This window comes from Streptomyces sp. NPDC096310 (assembly GCF_044763125.1).
In the GTDB taxonomy this organism is placed as follows: Bacteria; Actinomycetota; Actinomycetes; order Streptomycetales; family Streptomycetaceae; genus Streptomyces.
The window spans coordinates 960,057-976,005 of the sequence record NZ_JBIWFO010000001.1; the positions used below are offsets into that span (position 1 = coordinate 960,057).

Annotated in this window: 16 protein-coding genes; 10 read left to right on the top strand and 6 right to left on the bottom strand. The window is 74.3% G+C overall.

Annotation, left to right across the window (positions count from 1 at the left end):
* The 3 genes from ACIQ7D_RS03895 to ACIQ7D_RS03905 all read left to right on the top strand — a co-directional run bounded on the left by ACIQ7D_RS03895 (nt 1) and on the right by ACIQ7D_RS03905 (nt 3,797).
* Nucleotides 1-1,995 carry a fumarate reductase/succinate dehydrogenase flavoprotein subunit gene (locus ACIQ7D_RS03895; RefSeq protein ID WP_403933276.1) on the top strand — a complete coding sequence of 665 codons (1,995 nt, stop codon included), beginning with the start codon at nt 1-3 and terminating at the stop codon, nt 1,993-1,995.
* Nucleotides 1,992-2,738, top strand: a complete 747-nt coding sequence (locus ACIQ7D_RS03900; protein WP_403933278.1) for a succinate dehydrogenase/fumarate reductase iron-sulfur subunit — start codon at nt 1,992-1,994, stop codon at nt 2,736-2,738. The genes ACIQ7D_RS03895 and ACIQ7D_RS03900 overlap by 4 nt, the downstream gene beginning before the upstream one ends.
* A gap of 117 nt (nt 2,739-2,855) precedes the next feature.
* Entirely contained in the window at nt 2,856-3,797 is a 942-nt protein-coding gene (locus ACIQ7D_RS03905; protein ID WP_403933279.1) for a hypothetical protein, read from the top strand.
* 45 nt (nt 3,798-3,842) lie between these two features.
* Here ACIQ7D_RS03905 and ACIQ7D_RS03910 read toward each other — a convergent pair whose 3' ends face one another.
* Nucleotides 3,843-4,058, bottom strand: coding sequence for a dodecin (locus ACIQ7D_RS03910; protein WP_403933281.1), 216 nt, complete (start codon nt 4,056-4,058; stop codon nt 3,843-3,845).
* Between the two features lie 171 nt (nt 4,059-4,229).
* On the opposite strand from ACIQ7D_RS03910, the gene ACIQ7D_RS03915 reads away from it, so the two are divergent.
* The 3 genes from ACIQ7D_RS03915 to ACIQ7D_RS03925 all read left to right on the top strand — a co-directional run bounded on the left by ACIQ7D_RS03915 (nt 4,230) and on the right by ACIQ7D_RS03925 (nt 6,990).
* On the top strand, nt 4,230-4,892 hold the full coding sequence (locus ACIQ7D_RS03915; RefSeq protein WP_403933283.1) for a histidine phosphatase family protein: 663 nt from the start codon (nt 4,230-4,232) through the stop codon (nt 4,890-4,892).
* Nucleotides 4,893-5,161: 269 nt separating this feature from the next.
* Nucleotides 5,162-5,995 (top strand): GNAT family N-acetyltransferase, encoded by an 834-nt coding sequence (locus ACIQ7D_RS03920; protein WP_403933284.1) that lies wholly within the window; start codon nt 5,162-5,164, stop codon nt 5,993-5,995.
* Nucleotides 5,992-6,990 carry a lysophospholipid acyltransferase family protein gene (locus ACIQ7D_RS03925; protein WP_403933286.1) on the top strand — a complete coding sequence of 333 codons (999 nt, stop codon included), beginning with the start codon at nt 5,992-5,994 and terminating at the stop codon, nt 6,988-6,990. Before ACIQ7D_RS03920 ends, ACIQ7D_RS03925 begins: the two co-directional genes overlap by 4 nt.
* Here ACIQ7D_RS03925 and egtD read toward each other — a convergent pair.
* From egtD to egtA, 4 genes are read right to left on the bottom strand one after another with little or no spacing between them, the layout of a single operon-like run.
* Nucleotides 6,885-7,847: an L-histidine N(alpha)-methyltransferase gene (egtD, locus tag ACIQ7D_RS03930; RefSeq protein ID WP_403933288.1), complete on the bottom strand. Its 963-nt coding sequence runs from the start codon at nt 7,845-7,847 to the stop codon at nt 6,885-6,887. The two genes, ACIQ7D_RS03925 and egtD, sit on opposite strands and share 106 nt — an antisense overlap.
* Nucleotides 7,844-8,602, bottom strand: a complete 759-nt coding sequence (gene egtC, locus ACIQ7D_RS03935; protein ID WP_403933289.1) for an ergothioneine biosynthesis protein EgtC — start codon at nt 8,600-8,602, stop codon at nt 7,844-7,846. The genes egtD and egtC overlap by 4 nt, the downstream gene beginning before the upstream one ends.
* The gene (gene egtB / locus ACIQ7D_RS03940; protein ID WP_403933291.1) at nt 8,602-9,966 is read right to left on the bottom strand and encodes an ergothioneine biosynthesis protein EgtB; all 1,365 of its coding nucleotides are present in this window, start codon (nt 9,964-9,966) and stop codon (nt 8,602-8,604) included. Before egtB ends, egtC begins: the two co-directional genes overlap by 1 nt.
* Nucleotides 9,963-11,237, bottom strand: coding sequence for an ergothioneine biosynthesis glutamate--cysteine ligase EgtA (gene egtA / locus ACIQ7D_RS03945; RefSeq protein WP_403933293.1), 1,275 nt, complete (start codon nt 11,235-11,237; stop codon nt 9,963-9,965). Before egtA ends, egtB begins: the two co-directional genes overlap by 4 nt.
* Nucleotides 11,238-11,409: 172 nt before the next feature.
* On the opposite strand from egtA, the gene ACIQ7D_RS03950 reads away from it, so the two are divergent.
* The gene (locus ACIQ7D_RS03950) at nt 11,410-12,267 is read left to right on the top strand and encodes a TIGR02452 family protein (RefSeq protein WP_403933294.1); all 858 of its coding nucleotides are present in this window, start codon (nt 11,410-11,412) and stop codon (nt 12,265-12,267) included.
* Nucleotides 12,268-12,369: 102 nt separating this feature from the next.
* Here ACIQ7D_RS03950 and ACIQ7D_RS03955 read toward each other — a convergent pair whose 3' ends face one another.
* Nucleotides 12,370-12,840 (bottom strand): type II toxin-antitoxin system PemK/MazF family toxin, encoded by a 471-nt coding sequence (locus tag ACIQ7D_RS03955; protein WP_403933296.1) that lies wholly within the window; start codon nt 12,838-12,840, stop codon nt 12,370-12,372.
* A gap of 113 nt (nt 12,841-12,953) precedes the next feature.
* Here ACIQ7D_RS03955 and ACIQ7D_RS03960 point away from each other — a divergent pair, with 113 nt between their 5' ends.
* The 3 genes from ACIQ7D_RS03960 to ACIQ7D_RS03970 all read left to right on the top strand — a co-directional run bounded on the left by ACIQ7D_RS03960 (nt 12,954) and on the right by ACIQ7D_RS03970 (nt 15,791).
* A complete protein-coding gene (locus ACIQ7D_RS03960; protein WP_403933297.1) occupies nt 12,954-14,045 on the top strand; it encodes a LacI family DNA-binding transcriptional regulator in 1,092 nt (363 codons plus the stop codon).
* 123 nt (nt 14,046-14,168) lie between these two features.
* Complete coding sequence (locus tag ACIQ7D_RS03965) at nt 14,169-14,447, top strand: hypothetical protein (protein ID WP_403933299.1); 279 nt, start codon at nt 14,169-14,171, stop codon at nt 14,445-14,447.
* Nucleotides 14,448-14,600: 153 nt separating this feature from the next.
* Nucleotides 14,601-15,791: a thiolase family protein gene (locus ACIQ7D_RS03970; protein WP_403933301.1), complete on the top strand. Its 1,191-nt coding sequence runs from the start codon at nt 14,601-14,603 to the stop codon at nt 15,789-15,791.
* Nucleotides 15,792-15,949: the final 158 nt, after the last annotated feature.

A 15,949-nucleotide genomic window follows, 5' to 3' on the forward strand; every position in this document is an offset into this window, starting at 1 on the left:
ATGAACGAACCCAACCGCTACACCGAGTACACCACCGGCGCACCGCTCGCCGACACCAAGGCGCCCGGCGGCCCCGTCGCCGAACGGTGGAACCGGCGCCGCTTCGAGGCGAAACTCGTCAACCCCGCCAACCGCCGCAAACACACCGTGATCGTCGTCGGCACCGGCCTCGCGGGCGGCGCCGCGGGCGCCACCCTCGCCGAACAGGGCTACCACGTCGTCCAGTTCTGCTACCAGGACTCCCCGCGCCGAGCCCACTCCATCGCCGCCCAGGGCGGCATCAACGCCGCGAAGAACTACCGCAACGACGGCGACTCCGTCCAGCGGCTCTTCTACGACACCGTCAAAGGCGGCGACTTCCGCGCCCGCGAGTCCAATGTGCACCGGCTCGCCGAGGTCTCCGTCGAGATCATCGACCAGTGTGTCGCCCAGGGCGTCCCGTTCGCCCGGGAGTACGGCGGACTCCTGGACACCCGTTCCTTCGGCGGCGTCCAGGTCTCCCGTACGTTCTACGCGCGCGGCCAGACGGGCCAGCAACTCCTGCTCGGCGCCTACCAGGCGCTCTCCCGGCAGATCGCCGCCGGCACCGTCGAGATGCACGCCCGCACCGAGATGCTCGACCTGCTCGTCATCGACGGACGGGCCCGCGGCATCGTGGCCCGCGACCTGATCACCGGCGAGATCTCCCCGTACTTCGCCGACGCGGTGGTCCTCGCCTCCGGCGGTTACGGCAATGTCTTCCATCTGTCGACCAACGCCAAGAACAGCAACGCCACCGCGATCTGGCGGGCCCACCGGCGCGGCGCCCACTTCGCCAACCCCTGCTTCACCCAGATCCACCCCACCTGCATCCCGCGCTCCGGCGACCACCAGTCGAAACTGACCCTGATGAGCGAGTCGCTGCGCAACGACGGCCGGATCTGGGTGCCCGTGGCGCCCGGCGACACCCGCCCGCCGGCCGAGATCCCCGAGGACGAGCGCGACTACTACCTGGAGCGGATCTACCCGTCCTTCGGCAACCTCGTCCCCCGCGACATCGCCTCGCGCGCCGCGAAGAACGTCTGTGACCAGGGACGCGGCGTCGGCCCCGGCGGCCAGGGCGTCTACCTCGACTTCACCGACGCCATCGCCCGGCTCGGCCGCGGGGCGGTCGAGGAGAAGTACGGCAACCTCTTCGAGATGTACGAGCGGATCACCGCCGAGAACCCGTACGAGGTCCCGATGCGGATCTACCCGGCGATCCACTACACCATGGGCGGACTCTGGGTCGACTACGACCTCCAGACCACCGTGCCCGGGCTGTTCGCGATCGGCGAGGCCAACTTCTCCGACCACGGCGCCAACCGGCTCGGCGCCTCCGCCCTCATGCAAGGGCTCGCGGACGGCTACTTCGTGCTGCCCTCCACCATCAACGACTACCTCGCCCGCCACCCGCACCACGACACCGTCGACGCCTCCCACCCGGAGGTCGCCGAGGCCGTCGCGGACACCGAGGACCGGCTGCGCCTGCTGCTCGCCGTCGACGGCGACCGTACGCCCGAGTCGTTCCACAAGGAGCTCGGTGAACTCCTCTGGGAACACTGCGGGATGGCCCGCACCGACAGCGGGCTGCGCAAGGCGCTCGACCGGATCCCGCAGATCCGCGAGGAGTTCTGGCGCCGGATCAAGGTGCCGGGCACCGGCGAACAGCTCAACCAGGCGCTGGAGAAGGCCAATCGCGTCGTCGACTACCTGGAACTCGCCGAACTGATGTGCCTGGACGCCCTGCACCGTACCGAGTCCTGCGGCGGCCACTTCCGCGAGGAGTCGCAGACCGAGGGCGGCGAAGCGGCCCGCCGGGACGAGGAGTTCGCGTACGTGGCCGCCTGGGAATACCGGGGGGCCGGGGGCCGGCCCCCGGGAGAGCACAGCACGGGCACCGGCCGCGCCCCCGTCCTGCACAAGGAAGACCTCGTCTTCGAGTACGTCCACCCCACCCAGCGGAGCTACGCATGAGGCTCACCCTGCGCGTCTGGCGCCAGCCGGACGCCGACACCCCCGGCGCCATGGTCACCTACGGGCTCGACGGCATCTCCGAGGACATGTCGTTCCTGGAGATGCTCGACACCCTCAACGAGGAGCTGATCCTCAAGGGCGACGAGCCGGTCGCCTTCGACCACGACTGCCGCGAGGGCATCTGCGGCGCCTGCGGTGTCGTCATCAACGGGGACGCCCACGGCCCCGAGCGCACCACCACCTGCCAGCTCCACATGCGCCACTTCTCCGACGGCGACACCATCGACGTCGAGCCCTGGCGGGCCGGCGCCTTCCCCGTCGTCAGGGACCTGGTCGTGGACCGCTCCTCCTTCGACCGGATCATCGGGGCCGGCGGCTACATCACCGCCCCCACCGGCGCCGCCCCCGAGGCACACGCCACCCCGGTGCCCAAACCCGACGCCGACTCCGCCTTCGAGCACGCCGAGTGCATCGGCTGCGGCGCCTGCGTCGCGGCCTGCCCCAACGGCTCGGCGATGCTCTTCACCTCGGCCAAGATCAACCACCTCAACGTCCTGCCCCAGGGCGCGCCCGAGCGCGAGACCCGCGTCCTGGACATGGTCGCCACGATGGACGCGGAGGGCTTCGGCGGCTGCACCCTCGCCGGGGAGTGCGCCACCGCCTGCCCGAAGGGCATCCCGCTGCCGTCGATCGCGGCGATGAACAAGGAATGGCTGCGCGCCACCCGCAAAGCCGCCCGCTGACCGACGGCATGAGGCGCCCGGCGCGCCCCACAGGGCCCGCCGGACGCCGGTGGCGTGCGGCCGGGGCCGATCTCCCGCACCCTGGAGCACAGGAACGATCAGGGAGCGGGTGGAGCCATGGGACTGGCACGGCGGGCGCTGCTGCTCGGGGCCGGCGGGCTGGTGGCCGGGGCCGCCACCGGGTGCTCCGGGGGCGGCCGGACGGGGGCCGGGGCCGCCGTCGTGACGCGTTCGTCCGGGCCGCTGCCGACCACAACCGCGTGGCGGCCCGACCGCGACGACGTGGACCCCGCCGTCAAGTCGCGCGCCGTCCAGGTCGTGGAGGCCATCGGCGCCTGGCCCGCCGGGCAGGGCGGTGCCGCGGCGGCGAAGCGGCGGGTGGCCGCGCTGGGCGCGGCGCCGGCGCTCGTGGACGCGGCGGGGCCGCTGCTGCCCGACGCCGACGAGGCCGTGCTCCAGGTGATCGACGCCCAGTACGGTGGGATCCTCGCGGACTCGGCCAGTGTGCTGGTGGTCTGCCGGCAGTGGACCCCGGGGCACGCGGGCGGCACGACCGTCGACGTACGGCTGAGCCGGGCACGGCCCCACTGGGAGGTCACCGCGCTCCACCCGGCCAGGCCCGGCGCCGCCGCGCCCGCGCTGCCCGCCGTCGCGCGCGAGGTGCTGGCCGCGTCACGGATCGGCCTGCCGCCCGCCGCGGCGGCGGACATCCGCAGCGGCCACATCCACGAGAGCGTCCTGCGCGCCCTGCTCCGCCTGGCCGGTACGTACCGGATGTACGTCAGTGTGATCCGCTCCGGCCATCCGCTGGACGTCTTCGGCACCGACCGGCCCAGCGACCATCCGCGCGGCCGGGCCTTCGACGTCTGGCAGATCGACGGGCACGCGGTCGTGGACCCGGCCACCTCGCGCCGGCTCGTGGAGACCTTCATGTGGGATGCGGCGGCGGCCGGCTCGTACAACGTGGGCGGTCCGGTACGGCTCTCCGGCGGCGCCCGGGGCCAGTTCTTCAGCGACGCCACCCACCACGACCATGTCCACGCGGGATTCTCGGCCTGAGCGCTGACCTGCCGGGTGGGTGGGCGCCCGGGGAGCCCGGGAGCGTCACTCCGCGTCGTCGAGCCGGAATCCGACCTTCATGCCGACCTGGTAGTGCTCGATGTCGCCGTCGACGATGTGGCCGCGTACTTGCGTCACCTCGAACCAGTCCAGTCCGCGCAGCGTCCGCGCCGCGCGGCTGACACCGTTGCGGATGGCGTCGTCGACGCCCTCGTGCGAGGTGCCGACGATCTCGGTGACCCGGTAGGTGTGGTGCGACATGGGGCCGCTCCCCTCTTCAGGTGCGCGTGCACGCCTTCACGTGTCGCGGGGACCGCGACGTCCCTCCACCGTGCCCCACCCCGCCGTTCCCCGCGAGGCCACGAGGGCACCCACCGCTCTCTGGGACAGTGGTACGGATACCCGTACACCCATCCGGAGGATGCGTCGCCCATGCGCCTGCTGCTGATCCGACACGGCCAGACCCCGTCCAACGTCGCCGGTCTCCTGGACACCGCGGAGCCCGGTCCCGGGCTCACCGCGACGGGGGAGAGGCAGGCCGCCGCGCTGCCCGGCGCACTGGCGGACGAGGACATCGGCGCGCTGTACGTCTCGAACCTGGTCCGTACGCGGCTCACCGCGGCGCCCCTGGCCGCCGCGCGCGGACTGGAGATCCAGGTCAGGGCCGGGATCAGGGAGCTGTCCGCGGGCGAACTGGAGATGCGCGGCGACGAGGAGTCGATCAGGCGCTATCTGACCACCGCCTTCGCCTGGTCGGCGGGGGACGTGGAGCTGCGGATGCCGGGCGGCGAGAACGGGGCCGAGGCGCTGGCACGGTTCGACGCCGTGGTCGCCGAGGCGACGGCGACGGGCTTCGGCACGGTGGCGCTGGTCAGCCACGGGGCGGCGATCCGGACGTGGACCGCCGCCCGCGCGGAGAACGTGGACGTGGACTTCGCCGCCGCCCACGCCCTGGACAACACGGGCGTCGTGGTCCTGGAGGGCGCCACCGGACCGACGGCGTCCGGGTGGAAGGCCCTGACCTGGGCGGGCACGGTGGTCGCCCCGCGCGAAGCCGACGTCGAGGACGGCGGCCCCGCCGGGCGCGCGCTGTAGGAGCGGCGCAGCGGGACGGACGGCGGGGGACGGGCGTACGGGGCGGCGGGGACGTGTGTACGGGGCGGCGGGGACGTGTGTACGGGGCGGTGGGGAGCGCTCCGGGCGCCTCCGGGCGCGCCGCGTGGTCCGGCATTCAGCCGCCTCACATCCGCACTCCGCCGTGTGGTCATGTCAAATCCAGTCGGTCACGGAAGAAACGAGGTGCCGGGTCCACGCGCCCGCGACGGACCCGGCGGCCCGCTCTCCCCACGGCACAGGAGTCCGCCATGTCCGCTCCCGCTCCCGCCACCGTCCCCGTGCTCACCCCGCCCGCCGTCCCGCTCCCCACTCCGCTCCCCACCCCGGGCCCGGCCAACGGGACCGAGCCGCGCTACCTCGTCCAGCTCGCCCGCACCCAGGAGGACGTACGGGCCGCCCAGCGGCTGCGGCACCTCGTCTTCGCCGGGGAGATGGGCGCCCGGCTCGACGGGCCCGAGCCCGGTCTCGACACCGACGCGTTCGACGCCTACTGCGACCACCTGCTGGTCCGCGAGGAGACCACCGGCGAGGTCGTCGGCACCTACCGGCTGCTGCCGCCCGAGCGCGCCAGGGCCGCCGGACGGATCTACTCCGACAGCGAGTTCGACCTCGCCCGGCTCGCCCCGATCCGCCACGACCTGGTCGAGGTGGGCCGCTCCTGCGTCCACCCCCTGCACCGCACCGGTGGCGTCATCGCCCTGATCTGGGCCGGGCTCGCCCGCTACATGACCACCACCGGACACAACTGGCTGGCGGGCTGCTGCTCGGTGCCGCTCGCGGACGGCGGGGCGCTGGCCGCCTCCACCTGGAACCGCGTCAAGGACAAGCACCTCGCGCCCGAGGAGTACTGGGTCACCCCGCACCGGCTCTGGACCCCGGAGCCCGCCGCGGTGGCCGCCGCCCCCGCCGAGCTGCCGCCGCTGCTCCGCGGCTATCTGCGCCTCGGCGCCTGGGTGTGCGGGACGCCCGCGCACGACCCGGAGTTCGGCGTCGCCGACCTGTACGTCCTGCTGTCGATGCGCCGCACCAACCCGCGCTACCTGCGGCACTTCCTCTCCCTCGCGCCGACCCCCGTCGCATGAGCGCCTGGCTGCCCACCGCGCCCTGCACCCCGCGCGACTGCTCGCGCCACCGCGGCCCGGCGACCGGCCCGGCGGCCGGAGCGGGCCGGCTGCTGGCGGGGATCCCGCTCGTCCTGTGCGGCGCGCTGCTGGCGCCGCTCCTCGCCCCGCTGAGTGCGGCGGTACGCGACCGGCTCACCCGGAGCTGGTCCCGTACCGTCCTGCGCGCCTTCGGCCTGCGGATCACGGTGCGCGGCGCGGCGGAGTACGGGGCCACGGACGCCGTGGCGCCGCGCGGCGCCGGGGTGCTGGTCGTCGCCAACCACATCTCCTGGCTGGACATCCCGCTCCTCGCCACCGTCTTCCCCGGGCGGATGCTGGCCAAGAGCGAGATCCGGCGCTGGCCGGTACTGGGCGCGCTGGCCGCCCGGGGCGGCACGCTCTTCGTGGAGCGCGAGCGGCTGCGCGCGCTGCCCGATGCCGTACGGACCCTCTCCGGCGCCCTCGGGGAGGGCTCACGGGTGATCGCCTTCCCCGAGGCGTGCACCTGGTGCGGCCGGGAGCAGGGCCGGTTCACCTCGGCCGTCTTCCAGGCCGCCGTGGACGCGGGCGCCCCCGTCCGGCCCGTACGGATCACCTACCGCGCGCCGGACGGAACGTCCTCGGGGGCGCCCGCCTTCGTCGGGGACGACACACTGCCCGCGTCGCTGTGGCGGGTCGTGTCGGCCGGCGGGCTCACCGCGGAGATCACACTCCTGCCGCCGGTCCCGCCCGGCCGCCACACCGACCGGCGCGCGCTGGCCCGTACGGCGCACCGCGCGATCACCTACGGCGCCCTCGCGTACGGCCCTCTGGCACACGGCGACGGCGCCCGTGGGGGCGCCACGCCGTGCACGGGGGCCGTCCCGCCTCAGACCGCCGTCGCGAGCGAGACCGCGAACCGGCCCGCCCCGTCGGTCCACCAGTGCGTCAACTCCATGCCCGCGGCGGCCAGTTCGGACCTCACCCGGTCCTGACGGAACTTGGCCGACACCTCCGTACGCACCTCCTCCCCCGCGTCGAAGCGCACCACCAGATCCAGTTCCGGGACCTTCACGGTGAGCGCGGAACGGGCCCGCAGCCGCATCTCGATCCACTCGTTCTCCGCGTCCCAGAGGGCCACGTGGTCGAAGCCGTCCGGCGGGAAGTCGGCGCCCAGCTCACGGTTGACGACGGTCAGCACGTTCTTGTTGAACGCGGCCGTCACCCCGGCCGCGTCGTCGTACGCCCTGACCAGGACGGACTCCTCCTTGACCAGATCCGTGCCGAGCAGCAGCCCGTCACCGGGGGCCAGCAGTCCGCGGACCGAGGCGAGGAACGCGGCGCGCTCGGCGGGCAGCAGATTGCCGATCGTGCCGCCGAGGAACGCGACCAGCCGGGGACCCGGGGTGCCCGGCAGCGACAGACCGCCGGTGAAGTCGGCGACGATCGCGTGCACATCGAGCCCCGGATGGTCGACGAGCAGCCCTTCGGCGGCCCCGATCAGCGCGCTCTCGCTGACGTCGACCGGTACGTAACTGGTCAGGTCCGGCGCCGACTCCAGCAGCAGCCGGGTCTTCTCGGACGACCCGGACCCCAGCTCGACCAGGGTCCGCGCGCCGGTCGCCGCCGCGATCTCGGGCGCCCGGGCGTGCAGGATCTCCCGCTCGGCGCGCGTCGGATAGTACTCGGGCAGTGCGGTGATCTCCTCGAACAGCTCACTGCCCCGGGCGTCGTAGAACCACTTGGGCGGCAGTGTCTTGGGCGTACGGGTCAGCCCGTGGAGCACATCGGCGCGCAGCGCGGCGTCCGTGGCGTCCTCGGGGAGCGTGCGGGTCAGCAGGAACGGGCTCACGCGGGAAGCTCCTTGAGAGGGGAGAGCAGAACGTCGCGACGGCTCGCCACGAGCAGGGTGCGGTCGGGGGCCTCACGCCAGCGCGGATCGTCGTCGTACGGCTCCGAGGCCACCAGGGTGGCGTCGGCACCGGATCCGGCGCGGTACCAAAGGGTGTCCCCCCAGGCCGTCGCCGCTATCCGGGCACCGTCGGTGAGCAACAGGTTGAGCCGGGACGCCGGCGCCGCCTCCGCCACCTCGACGACCGTGTCGGCCAGCGCCTGACCGAGGTCGTCGCCCGCCCGCAGCCGGCGCAGCACCAGCGCCCACACCAGCGCCGAGTCGCTGCGCGCCGTCAGCGAGAGCAACTCCTCGGCGGTCAGTGTCGCGGCTGGCCCCGCGAGCGAGCCGGGCCAGCCGCCCACCGAGCCGTTGTGGCTGAACAGCCAGGGCCCGTCGGCGAAGGGCGCCGCCGCTGCCTCCCCGTCGGCGCCGGGCAGTGTGGCGTCCCGTACGGCGGCGAGCAGCGCGCCCGTACGGATCACCCGGGCCAGATCGGTGAAGCCCAGGTCGCCCCAGATGGGGCCCGCGCGGCGGTAGCGCGCGGGCACCGGGTCGCCCTCGGCGTACCAGCCGACGCCGAAACCGTCGGCGTTGACCGTCCCGTTGCGCTGCCGACGCGGCGCCCAGGACTGCCGGTACAGCGCGTGCGGCGGCTCGACGAGCACCGCGCCGAGTCTCATCGGCGGTCCCAGGGCCGCGATATGACGGCACATCAGATGCTCCCGGCGGAGCCCGTGGACAGGGCGCCGGGACCGGCGGGCGCCGCGGTGCGCGCCGTACGGAACCCCGAGAAGATCTGCCGGCGCACCGGCAGGTCCCAGTTGCGGAAGGTGCCCCGGCAGGCCACCGGGTCCACCGCGAACGACCCGCCCCGCAGTACCTTGTGCGCGCCGCCGAAGAACACCTCCGAGTACTCGCGGTAGGGGAAGGCGGCGAAGCCCGGGTACGGCAGGAAGTCGCTCGACGTCCACTCCCACACGTCGCCGATCAACTGCCGTACCCCGAGCGGCGACGCGCCCGCCGGATAGCTGCCCGCGGGGGCCGGCCGGAGATGGCGCTGACCGAGGTTGGCGTGCACCTCGGTGGGCTCGCCGTCACCCCAGGGATGGCGCAACGACCGTCCCGAGACGGGGTCGTGGCGCGCGGCCTTCTCCCATTCCTCCTCGCTCGGCAGCCGACGGCCCGCCCAGCGGGCGTACGCGTCGGCCTCGTACCAGCTCACATGGAGCACCGGTTCGTCCGCCGGGACCGGTTCCAGCACCGAGAACCGGCGGCGCAGCCACTGCCCGCCCTCGCGCCGCCAGAACAGCGGGGCGCCGATGGAGTGTTCCCGGATCTGCGCCCACCCGGCCGACGCCCACCAGCGCTCCTCGGTGTAGCCGCCGTCCTCGATGAACCGCTGGTAGTCGCCGTTGGTCACCGGGACGGTGTCGATCCAGAACGCCGGGACGATCCGCTGGTGGGCCGGGCGCTCGTTGTCCAGCGCCCACGGCTCCGTGGACGTTCCCATGGTGAAGGGACCGCCGGGCACGAGGACTTCGGCGGGCAGCCCCGTGGTGTCCCCGGCCGGTGGCGGGGGCGCGGTGAGCGCGGTCGGCCCCGTCCGCAACTGGTGGGTGATGAGCATCGTCTCGTCGTGCTGCTGTTCGTGCTGCGCGATCATCCCGAAGGCGAACCCCGCGTCCAGCAGGGGACCGCCGTGCAGCGGGGTGCGCTCGATGACGTCCAGGACCCGGCTCCGTACGTCGGCGGCGTACGTCCGTGCCTCGGGCGGCGGCAGCAGCGGCAGGGTGGGCCGGGCGGCCCTGGGGTGTTCGAACGCGTCGTAGACGGAGTCGATCTCGGGGCGTACGGCGGGGCGCCCCCCGACGGTCCGCAGGAGCCACTGCTCCTCCTGGTTGCCGATGTGCGCGAGGTCCCAGACCAGCGGGGACATCAGCGGCGAGTGCTGGGCGGTGAGGTCACGGTCGTCGACGCAGGAGGTCAGCAGGGCGGTACGGGCCCGGGCCGCCGTCAGCGAGTCGACGGCGCGCCGCTTGAGCTGTTCCTCGGTGGCCGGGCCGGCGAGGTCGGTCATGTGCGGAGGTCCTTCCCTGTCACGGGCGCGCGCAGATCGTCCGCCGGACACCGGCCCGGCAGGACGTAACGGTCGACGAAGCGCGCGACCGCTTCCTGTACGTGGGGTGCCGCGCCGATGCGCGGCAGCGCTTCCCGGGCGACGGCGAAAACGGCGATCGCCGCCGCGTGCAGCTCCGGGTCGGCCAGCCCGTACCGGGCCGCGTTGACCCAGAGCGGATTGGCCGGCGCGGGCAGCGGGCCCGCCGTCTCGGCGAGCGGTTTGACGGTGCGGTACACCGTCTCCGCCGCCTCGGGGTCGTCGAACAGCGCGGTGGTGACGGCGAGCGGCACCAGCCAGCCGTCCTCGCCCGGCTGCGCGTCGATCATCCGCAGTTCGAGGTGGCCGCGCGGTCTGACCGGCGGGAAGAGCGTCGTGAGATGGTAGTCGAGGTCGGCGCGGACCGGTGGGCGCGGCAGCCCGGAGCGGATCCACTCCCGGAAGGTCAGCCCCTCGGGAACGGCCCAGGGCCCCTCGGCCGCCCGTACGCACATCACCGGCACGTCCAGCGCGTACGCGGCCCAGGCGTCGCGCGGGGGCAGCGCCGGGGACGGCGCGGCCGTGCGGGGCGGGTCGAGCCGGGTCCACATCGCCTGCCGGGTGGAGCGCCATCCCGTCTCCCGGCCTTCGCGCATCGGGGAGTTCGCGAACGCGGCGACGAGCACCGCGCCCAGCAGATGGGCGAGCTGCCAGCGCCGTCCGTGGCCGAGCGGCCCCGGCTCCTCGTGGCCGGCGTCCAGACAGACCTGGATCGAGGCGGTCGACCGCATCATGGCGCGGCCGGCCGGACCGATCCGGTCGAGATAGGTCTCCATGGCGTCGTAGCGGGGCTCCCGGAGCATCCGCTCCGGCGCGTTCCAGGGGTCCTGGCCCAGACCCGCGAGCGCGAGTCCCGCCGCGCGCAGCACGGGGCGCACGGCGTCCAGGTCGGCGGTGGTGGAGGCGACGCACTCCGTCAGGGACGCGGCGGGCGCGGAGCTGAGCTCCACCTGTCCGCCGGGTTCGAAGGTGAGTGCCGATCGCAGGTGCAGGGCCCGCAGCCCCTCGAACGCCTCTCGGAGGCGACGGGCCGGGACGGGGATTTCTGGGGTACGCAGATCGTGGACGAGCCATTCGAGTTCGACACCCACGGTGCGGGGCGGGCCTGTTTTGAAGCAGATGCCGCGCAGCAGGTCCTCGGCCTCGTTCTCGCCGAGTGGTGATCCCTCATCGGTGAAACTGTCGGGTGGCATGTGCGGATCCTCCTGTCGAAGACCGCGTGACCGTACTCCGCCCCGGGTTCGGGGCGAGCGCTTCGTCCAACCTAAAGCCACTCTCGCCGCTTCGCACAAGAGTGCCCTCGCGGTCACTTTTTCGTCAGAAATGCGATTGCCCCGAGAGTGATCGTGCACGCAGGATTTCCGTATGAGCGCACGGTTGAGGGGTATCGCGAAGGAAACCGAGCAGATCGTCCGAACGGGGGGCTACCGTGCGCCGGACGGTCGTGAGGTGGTGCTTCGCGGGGCGGTGGACGCGGCGGTGGCGGGCACGAGGATGTACGGCCCGGGGCCGGTCGGCCCGGCGGGACCGCCCGTCCGGCCGTCGGTACCCGGCCGTACGGACCGGGCCGCCGGACCGGCCGTCGGGGTCACCGGCGAGAGCAGTCTGGACGCGGCGCGCCGGCTGACGGCGGCCGACCCGGGCGCACCCGTGGCCGTACTGAACTTCGCGTCCGCGCGGAACCCGGGCGGTGGCTATCTGAACGGCGCGCAGGCGCAGGAGGAGGCGCTGTGCCGGGCCTCCGCGCTCTACGCCACCCTGCGGGCGGCGCCGGAGTTCTACGCCCACCACCGCGCCGACCGGGACCCGTTCTACACCGACCGGGTGATCCACTCGCCCGGTGTGCCGGTCTTCCGCGACGACCGGGGCCGGCTGCTCGACACGCCCTACCGGGTGGGCTTTCTCACCTCACCGGCGCCGAACGCGGGGGTGATCGCGCGGCGCGCCCCCGAGGACGTCCACCGGATCCCGGCCGCCCTGGCCGCCCGCGCGGAGCGGGTCCTGGAGACGGCCGTGGCGGGCGGCTACCGGCGGCTGGTGCTGGGCGCCTGGGGATGCGGGGTGTTCCGCAACGACCCGGCGGCGGTCGCGGGCGCCTTCCGGGCGCTGCTCACGGGGGCGGGCCGGTTCGCCGGGGCCTTCGACGAGACGGTCTTCGCGGTGCTGGACCGTACGCCTGAGGCCACGACCCTGGACGCGTTCCGGCGGGTCCTGGGCGAGTAGGCCCCCCGGTGCCGGGACCCGAGGGCCCCGGGACCCGAGGCCCCGGGGGCCGGAGGGCGCGGGGGCCGGAGGGCGCGGGGCCTGGCGGGCGAGGGCCGGGGCTCACTTCCAGCCGTACAGCTCCTTCAGCCGGTTCACGACCAGATTGAACCGCCCGCGGTCCAGGGCGCACGCCTCGCGCCGCATCCCCGCGTCGTGGACCCGGAGCACCCGGTCCACGTCCACCCACGACTCACGCCCCTCGCGGTCCCACGGCCCGACCCCGATCGGCACCCACTCGCGGTCCCGGTCGTGGCGCTTGCTGGAGAGCTGTACGGCGAGCAGCGTGCCCGCCGCCTCGCGCGCCACCACCAGGACCGGACGGTCCTTGCCGCGCCCGTCGTTCTCCTCGAAGGGCACCCATGTCCAGACGATCTCGCCGGGGTCGGGGTCGCCGTCGCGCTCGGGCGCGTAGGAGGTACGGACCGGGCCGACGGCTCGTGGGTCGGCCTCGGCCGTGGCGCCGGGCCCGCTGCGGCCGGGGGAGTCGGGAGACGCGGGGGAACCGGTGGAACCGGGGGAGGAGGTGATCATCCGTAGACGGTAGAACGTGGCCGGCCGCGACCGCCGGGCGGGTCGGCCGAAGCGGCCCGGTTCCGTCCACCGGGTGCCCCTCCGGGGGCCGTTCTGGCAGGATGCCGGGTGCGATGAGCCAGCCCACCGAGCACTCCGCCGCCCGCGCCGCCGTACCGGCCGGTGCCCTGCCGCCGGGTACGCCGCCGCCCGGTGCCCTGCCGCCCGGTTCTCTGCCGACCAGTTCCGACGTGGCACGGCTGGCGGGGGTGTCCCGGGCCACCGTCTCGTACGTGCTCAACGGCATCACCGCCGTACGGATCAGCGAGCCCACCCGGCTGCGGGTGCGGGAGGCGGCCGAGCGGCTCGGGTACGTGCCGCACGCCGCCGCCCGCAGCCTGCGCGCCGGACACACCCGGACAGTGCTGCTGCCCACCGGCCATGTCCCCGTCGGCCCGCTCTACAGCCGGATCCTCGACGAGTTCCAGCGGGCGCTGCGCCTGCTCGGCTACACGGTGGTGCAGTACGGCGGCCTCGGCCTGGACGCGGCCGGCGCGGCCCGCGCCTGGGCCGAACTGCGGCCCGTCGCGGTGGTCTCGCTCGGCGAGACCACCCTCACCCCGGAGGCCGTGGACCTTCTCAAGCGCTCCGGAGCCAGGGCCGTGATCACCCTCGGCTCGCGGCGGATCGCGGGGACGCACGCGCTGGTCATGGACCAGCGGACGATCGGCGGCCGGGCGGTCGGCCATCTCGTCGCGCGCGGGCGCCGCTCGATCGGGGTGGTGATGCCGGAGGAACCGGGCCTGGAGCTGTACGCCGCCCCGCGCCTGGCGGGTGCTCGCGCCGCCGCCGGGGCCCCGGGCGCCGCCGTCCGCGTCACGCCACTGCCCCTGGCCTACACGGAGGAGGCCGCCGCCGCTCTCGCCGCCCGCTGGCGCGGTCTCGGCCTCGACGCCGTCTTCGCGTACAACGACGAGTACGCGATGCTCCTGATGCGGGCGCTCCAGGACGAGGGGATCGGCGTACCGGCGCGGACCGCGGTGATCGGCGCCGACGACCTGCTGCTCGGGCGGCTGCTGCGCCCCCGGCTCTCCACGGTCCGGGTCGACATGGCGACCGGGCCGCGGCTGGCCCAGCTCGTCGACCGCGCGGTCCGCGACCCGGCGGCCGAACCGGAGCGTTACGACCTGATGGGGGCCAGGGTCGTCCACCGCGAGTCGAGCTGACGGGCCGCCGCCCTTGGCGTACACGGCCCGGGCGTGCGCGGGGCCCGGGCGTGCGCGGGCCGGGGCGTACGCGGGTGCGCGGGCGACATGCGGCGGCCCGGCCGGATGGCTAGCGTCGGCGGTATGACTACTGTTCCGCGCCGCTTCGAGCTGCTGCTGGTCGCCGAGTTCACCGAGGAGCACGAGGGGCCGCCCTGGCCGGAGAACGCCCTGCGCTCGGCCGTGGTCGAGGCGACGGGCGAGACCGGGGCCTCCGGCTATCCGCGGTACGCGGGCAACGGGATGGAGGCGGACATCGACCCCGAGACCCGCACCGTGGAGGCGCTGCTGATCGACGGCGACGAGCTGGACTACGGGCTGTCGGTGCGGGTGGTCGCCGTACCGCCGGACCACTCCGTCTGATCGCCGCGGCGTTCCCGGCCCCCGGAGGCCGTTGACAGCGCCCGGTGCCGGGCAGAGACTCTGACGGGTCCCGCCGGGATGAATCAAAGTTCACCAGGCGAACAGCTGTCGAGGGTGACGGGTGTGTGCCGGGGGAGAGAAGCCGGAGACCCGATGAGCATCCGCGACGTCTACATCGTCGACGCCGTCCGTACCCCCATCGGCAGGTTCGGGGGTGCCCTCGCCTCCGTACGCCCCGACGACCTCGCCGCCCATGTGGTCAGGTCGCTGGTGGACCGTACCCCCGGCCTCGACCCGGCGCGGATCGACGACGTGGTCCTCGGCGACGCGAACGGCGCGGGCGAGGACAACCGCGACGTGGCACGGATGGCCGTCCTGCTCGCCGGACTCCCCGTCTCCGTCCCGGGGGTGACGGTGAACCGGCTCTGTGGCTCCGGCCTCGAAGCGGTCATCCAGGCCGCCCGCGCGGTCGCCCTCGGCGACGCCTCCGTCGTCGTGGCGGGCGGCGTCGAGTCCATGTCCCGGGCACCCTGGGTCCTCCAGAAGCCGGAACGCGCCTTCCCGGCCGGTCACCAGCAGCTCCACTCGACCACCCTGGGCTGGCGTATGACCAACCCGAGGATGCCCGCGGAGTGGAGCGTTCCGCTCGGTGAGGGCGCCGAACTGATCGCGGACCGGCACGCCATCGGCCGCGAGCGGCAGGACGCCTTCGCGCTCGCCAGCCACCGCAAGGCGGCCGACGCCTGGGCCGCCGGACTGTACGACGGCGAGGTCGTCCCGTACGCGGGGGTGGACCTCGTCCGGGACGAATGCGTCCGCGACACCACGTCCATGGAGGCTTTGGCCAAGCTGAAGCCGTCGTTCCGTACGGACGGGACCGGGACGGTCACGGCCGGGAACGCCTCGCCCCTCAACGACGGCGCCGCCGCCCTGCTCCTGGTCGACGAGGACGGACTGCGCGAGACCGGCCGTGAGCCGCTGGCCCGGATCCGGACCTCCGCGGTCACCGGCATCGAGCCGCAGCTCTTCGGCCTCGGCCCGGTCGAGGCCGTCCGGCGCGCCCTGGGCAAGGCGGGCCGCACCTTCGCCGACCTCACCACCTTCGAGCTGAACGAGGCGTTCGCCGCCCAGGCGCTGGGCTGCCTCGCCGAGTGGCCCGAGCTGGACCCGGCCCTCGTCAACCCGCGCGGTGGCGCGCTCGCGCTCGGTCATCCGCTGGGCGCCTCCGGGGCCCGGCTCGCCGGATCGGTCGCCCACCAGCTCGCCGCGGCCGGTTCGGGTACCGGGCTCGCCGCGCTCTGCATCGGGGTCGGTCAGGGGCTGGCGCTCGTCCTCGAACGCTGATCGCGTCGCCAACTCCCAGCAGAGGAAACGGGGTTCGGCCTAAAGGGGCGTGGCGCCGGGTTCCGCGCAACCGGCCCCCCGGCGCGACTACACCCCGCGGGGGCCCGCCCGGGGCGGGGGGGGGCGCGCGCCGCTCCCCCCCCCGCGGTTACGCCGCG

Excerpts from the sequence above, each read along its gene's own strand:
- ACIQ7D_RS03895 (WP_403933276.1), top strand. The coding sequence starts at position 1 with ATGAACGAACCCAACCGCTACACCGAGTACACCACCGGCGCACCGCTC.
- ACIQ7D_RS03900 (WP_403933278.1), top strand. The coding sequence starts at position 1,992 with ATGAGGCTCACCCTGCGCGTCTGGCGCCAGCCGGACGCCGACACCCCC.
- ACIQ7D_RS03905 (WP_403933279.1), top strand. The coding sequence starts at position 2,856 with ATGGGACTGGCACGGCGGGCGCTGCTGCTCGGGGCCGGCGGGCTGGTG.
- ACIQ7D_RS03910 (WP_403933281.1), bottom strand. The coding sequence starts at position 4,058 with ATGTCGCACCACACCTACCGGGTCACCGAGATCGTCGGCACCTCGCAC.
- ACIQ7D_RS03915 (WP_403933283.1), top strand. The coding sequence starts at position 4,230 with ATGCGCCTGCTGCTGATCCGACACGGCCAGACCCCGTCCAACGTCGCC.
- ACIQ7D_RS03920 (WP_403933284.1), top strand. The coding sequence starts at position 5,162 with ATGTCCGCTCCCGCTCCCGCCACCGTCCCCGTGCTCACCCCGCCCGCC.
- ACIQ7D_RS03925 (WP_403933286.1), top strand. The coding sequence starts at position 5,992 with ATGAGCGCCTGGCTGCCCACCGCGCCCTGCACCCCGCGCGACTGCTCG.
- egtC (WP_403933289.1), bottom strand. The coding sequence starts at position 8,602 with ATGTGCCGTCATATCGCGGCCCTGGGACCGCCGATGAGACTCGGCGCG.
- egtB (WP_403933291.1), bottom strand. The coding sequence starts at position 9,966 with ATGACCGACCTCGCCGGCCCGGCCACCGAGGAACAGCTCAAGCGGCGC.
- egtA (WP_403933293.1), bottom strand. The coding sequence starts at position 11,237 with ATGCCACCCGACAGTTTCACCGATGAGGGATCACCACTCGGCGAGAAC.
- ACIQ7D_RS03950 (WP_403933294.1), top strand. The coding sequence starts at position 11,410 with ATGAGCGCACGGTTGAGGGGTATCGCGAAGGAAACCGAGCAGATCGTC.
- ACIQ7D_RS03955 (WP_403933296.1), bottom strand. The coding sequence starts at position 12,840 with ATGATCACCTCCTCCCCCGGTTCCACCGGTTCCCCCGCGTCTCCCGAC.
- ACIQ7D_RS03960 (WP_403933297.1), top strand. The coding sequence starts at position 12,954 with ATGAGCCAGCCCACCGAGCACTCCGCCGCCCGCGCCGCCGTACCGGCC.
- ACIQ7D_RS03965 (WP_403933299.1), top strand. The coding sequence starts at position 14,169 with ATGACTACTGTTCCGCGCCGCTTCGAGCTGCTGCTGGTCGCCGAGTTC.
- ACIQ7D_RS03970 (WP_403933301.1), top strand. The coding sequence starts at position 14,601 with ATGAGCATCCGCGACGTCTACATCGTCGACGCCGTCCGTACCCCCATC.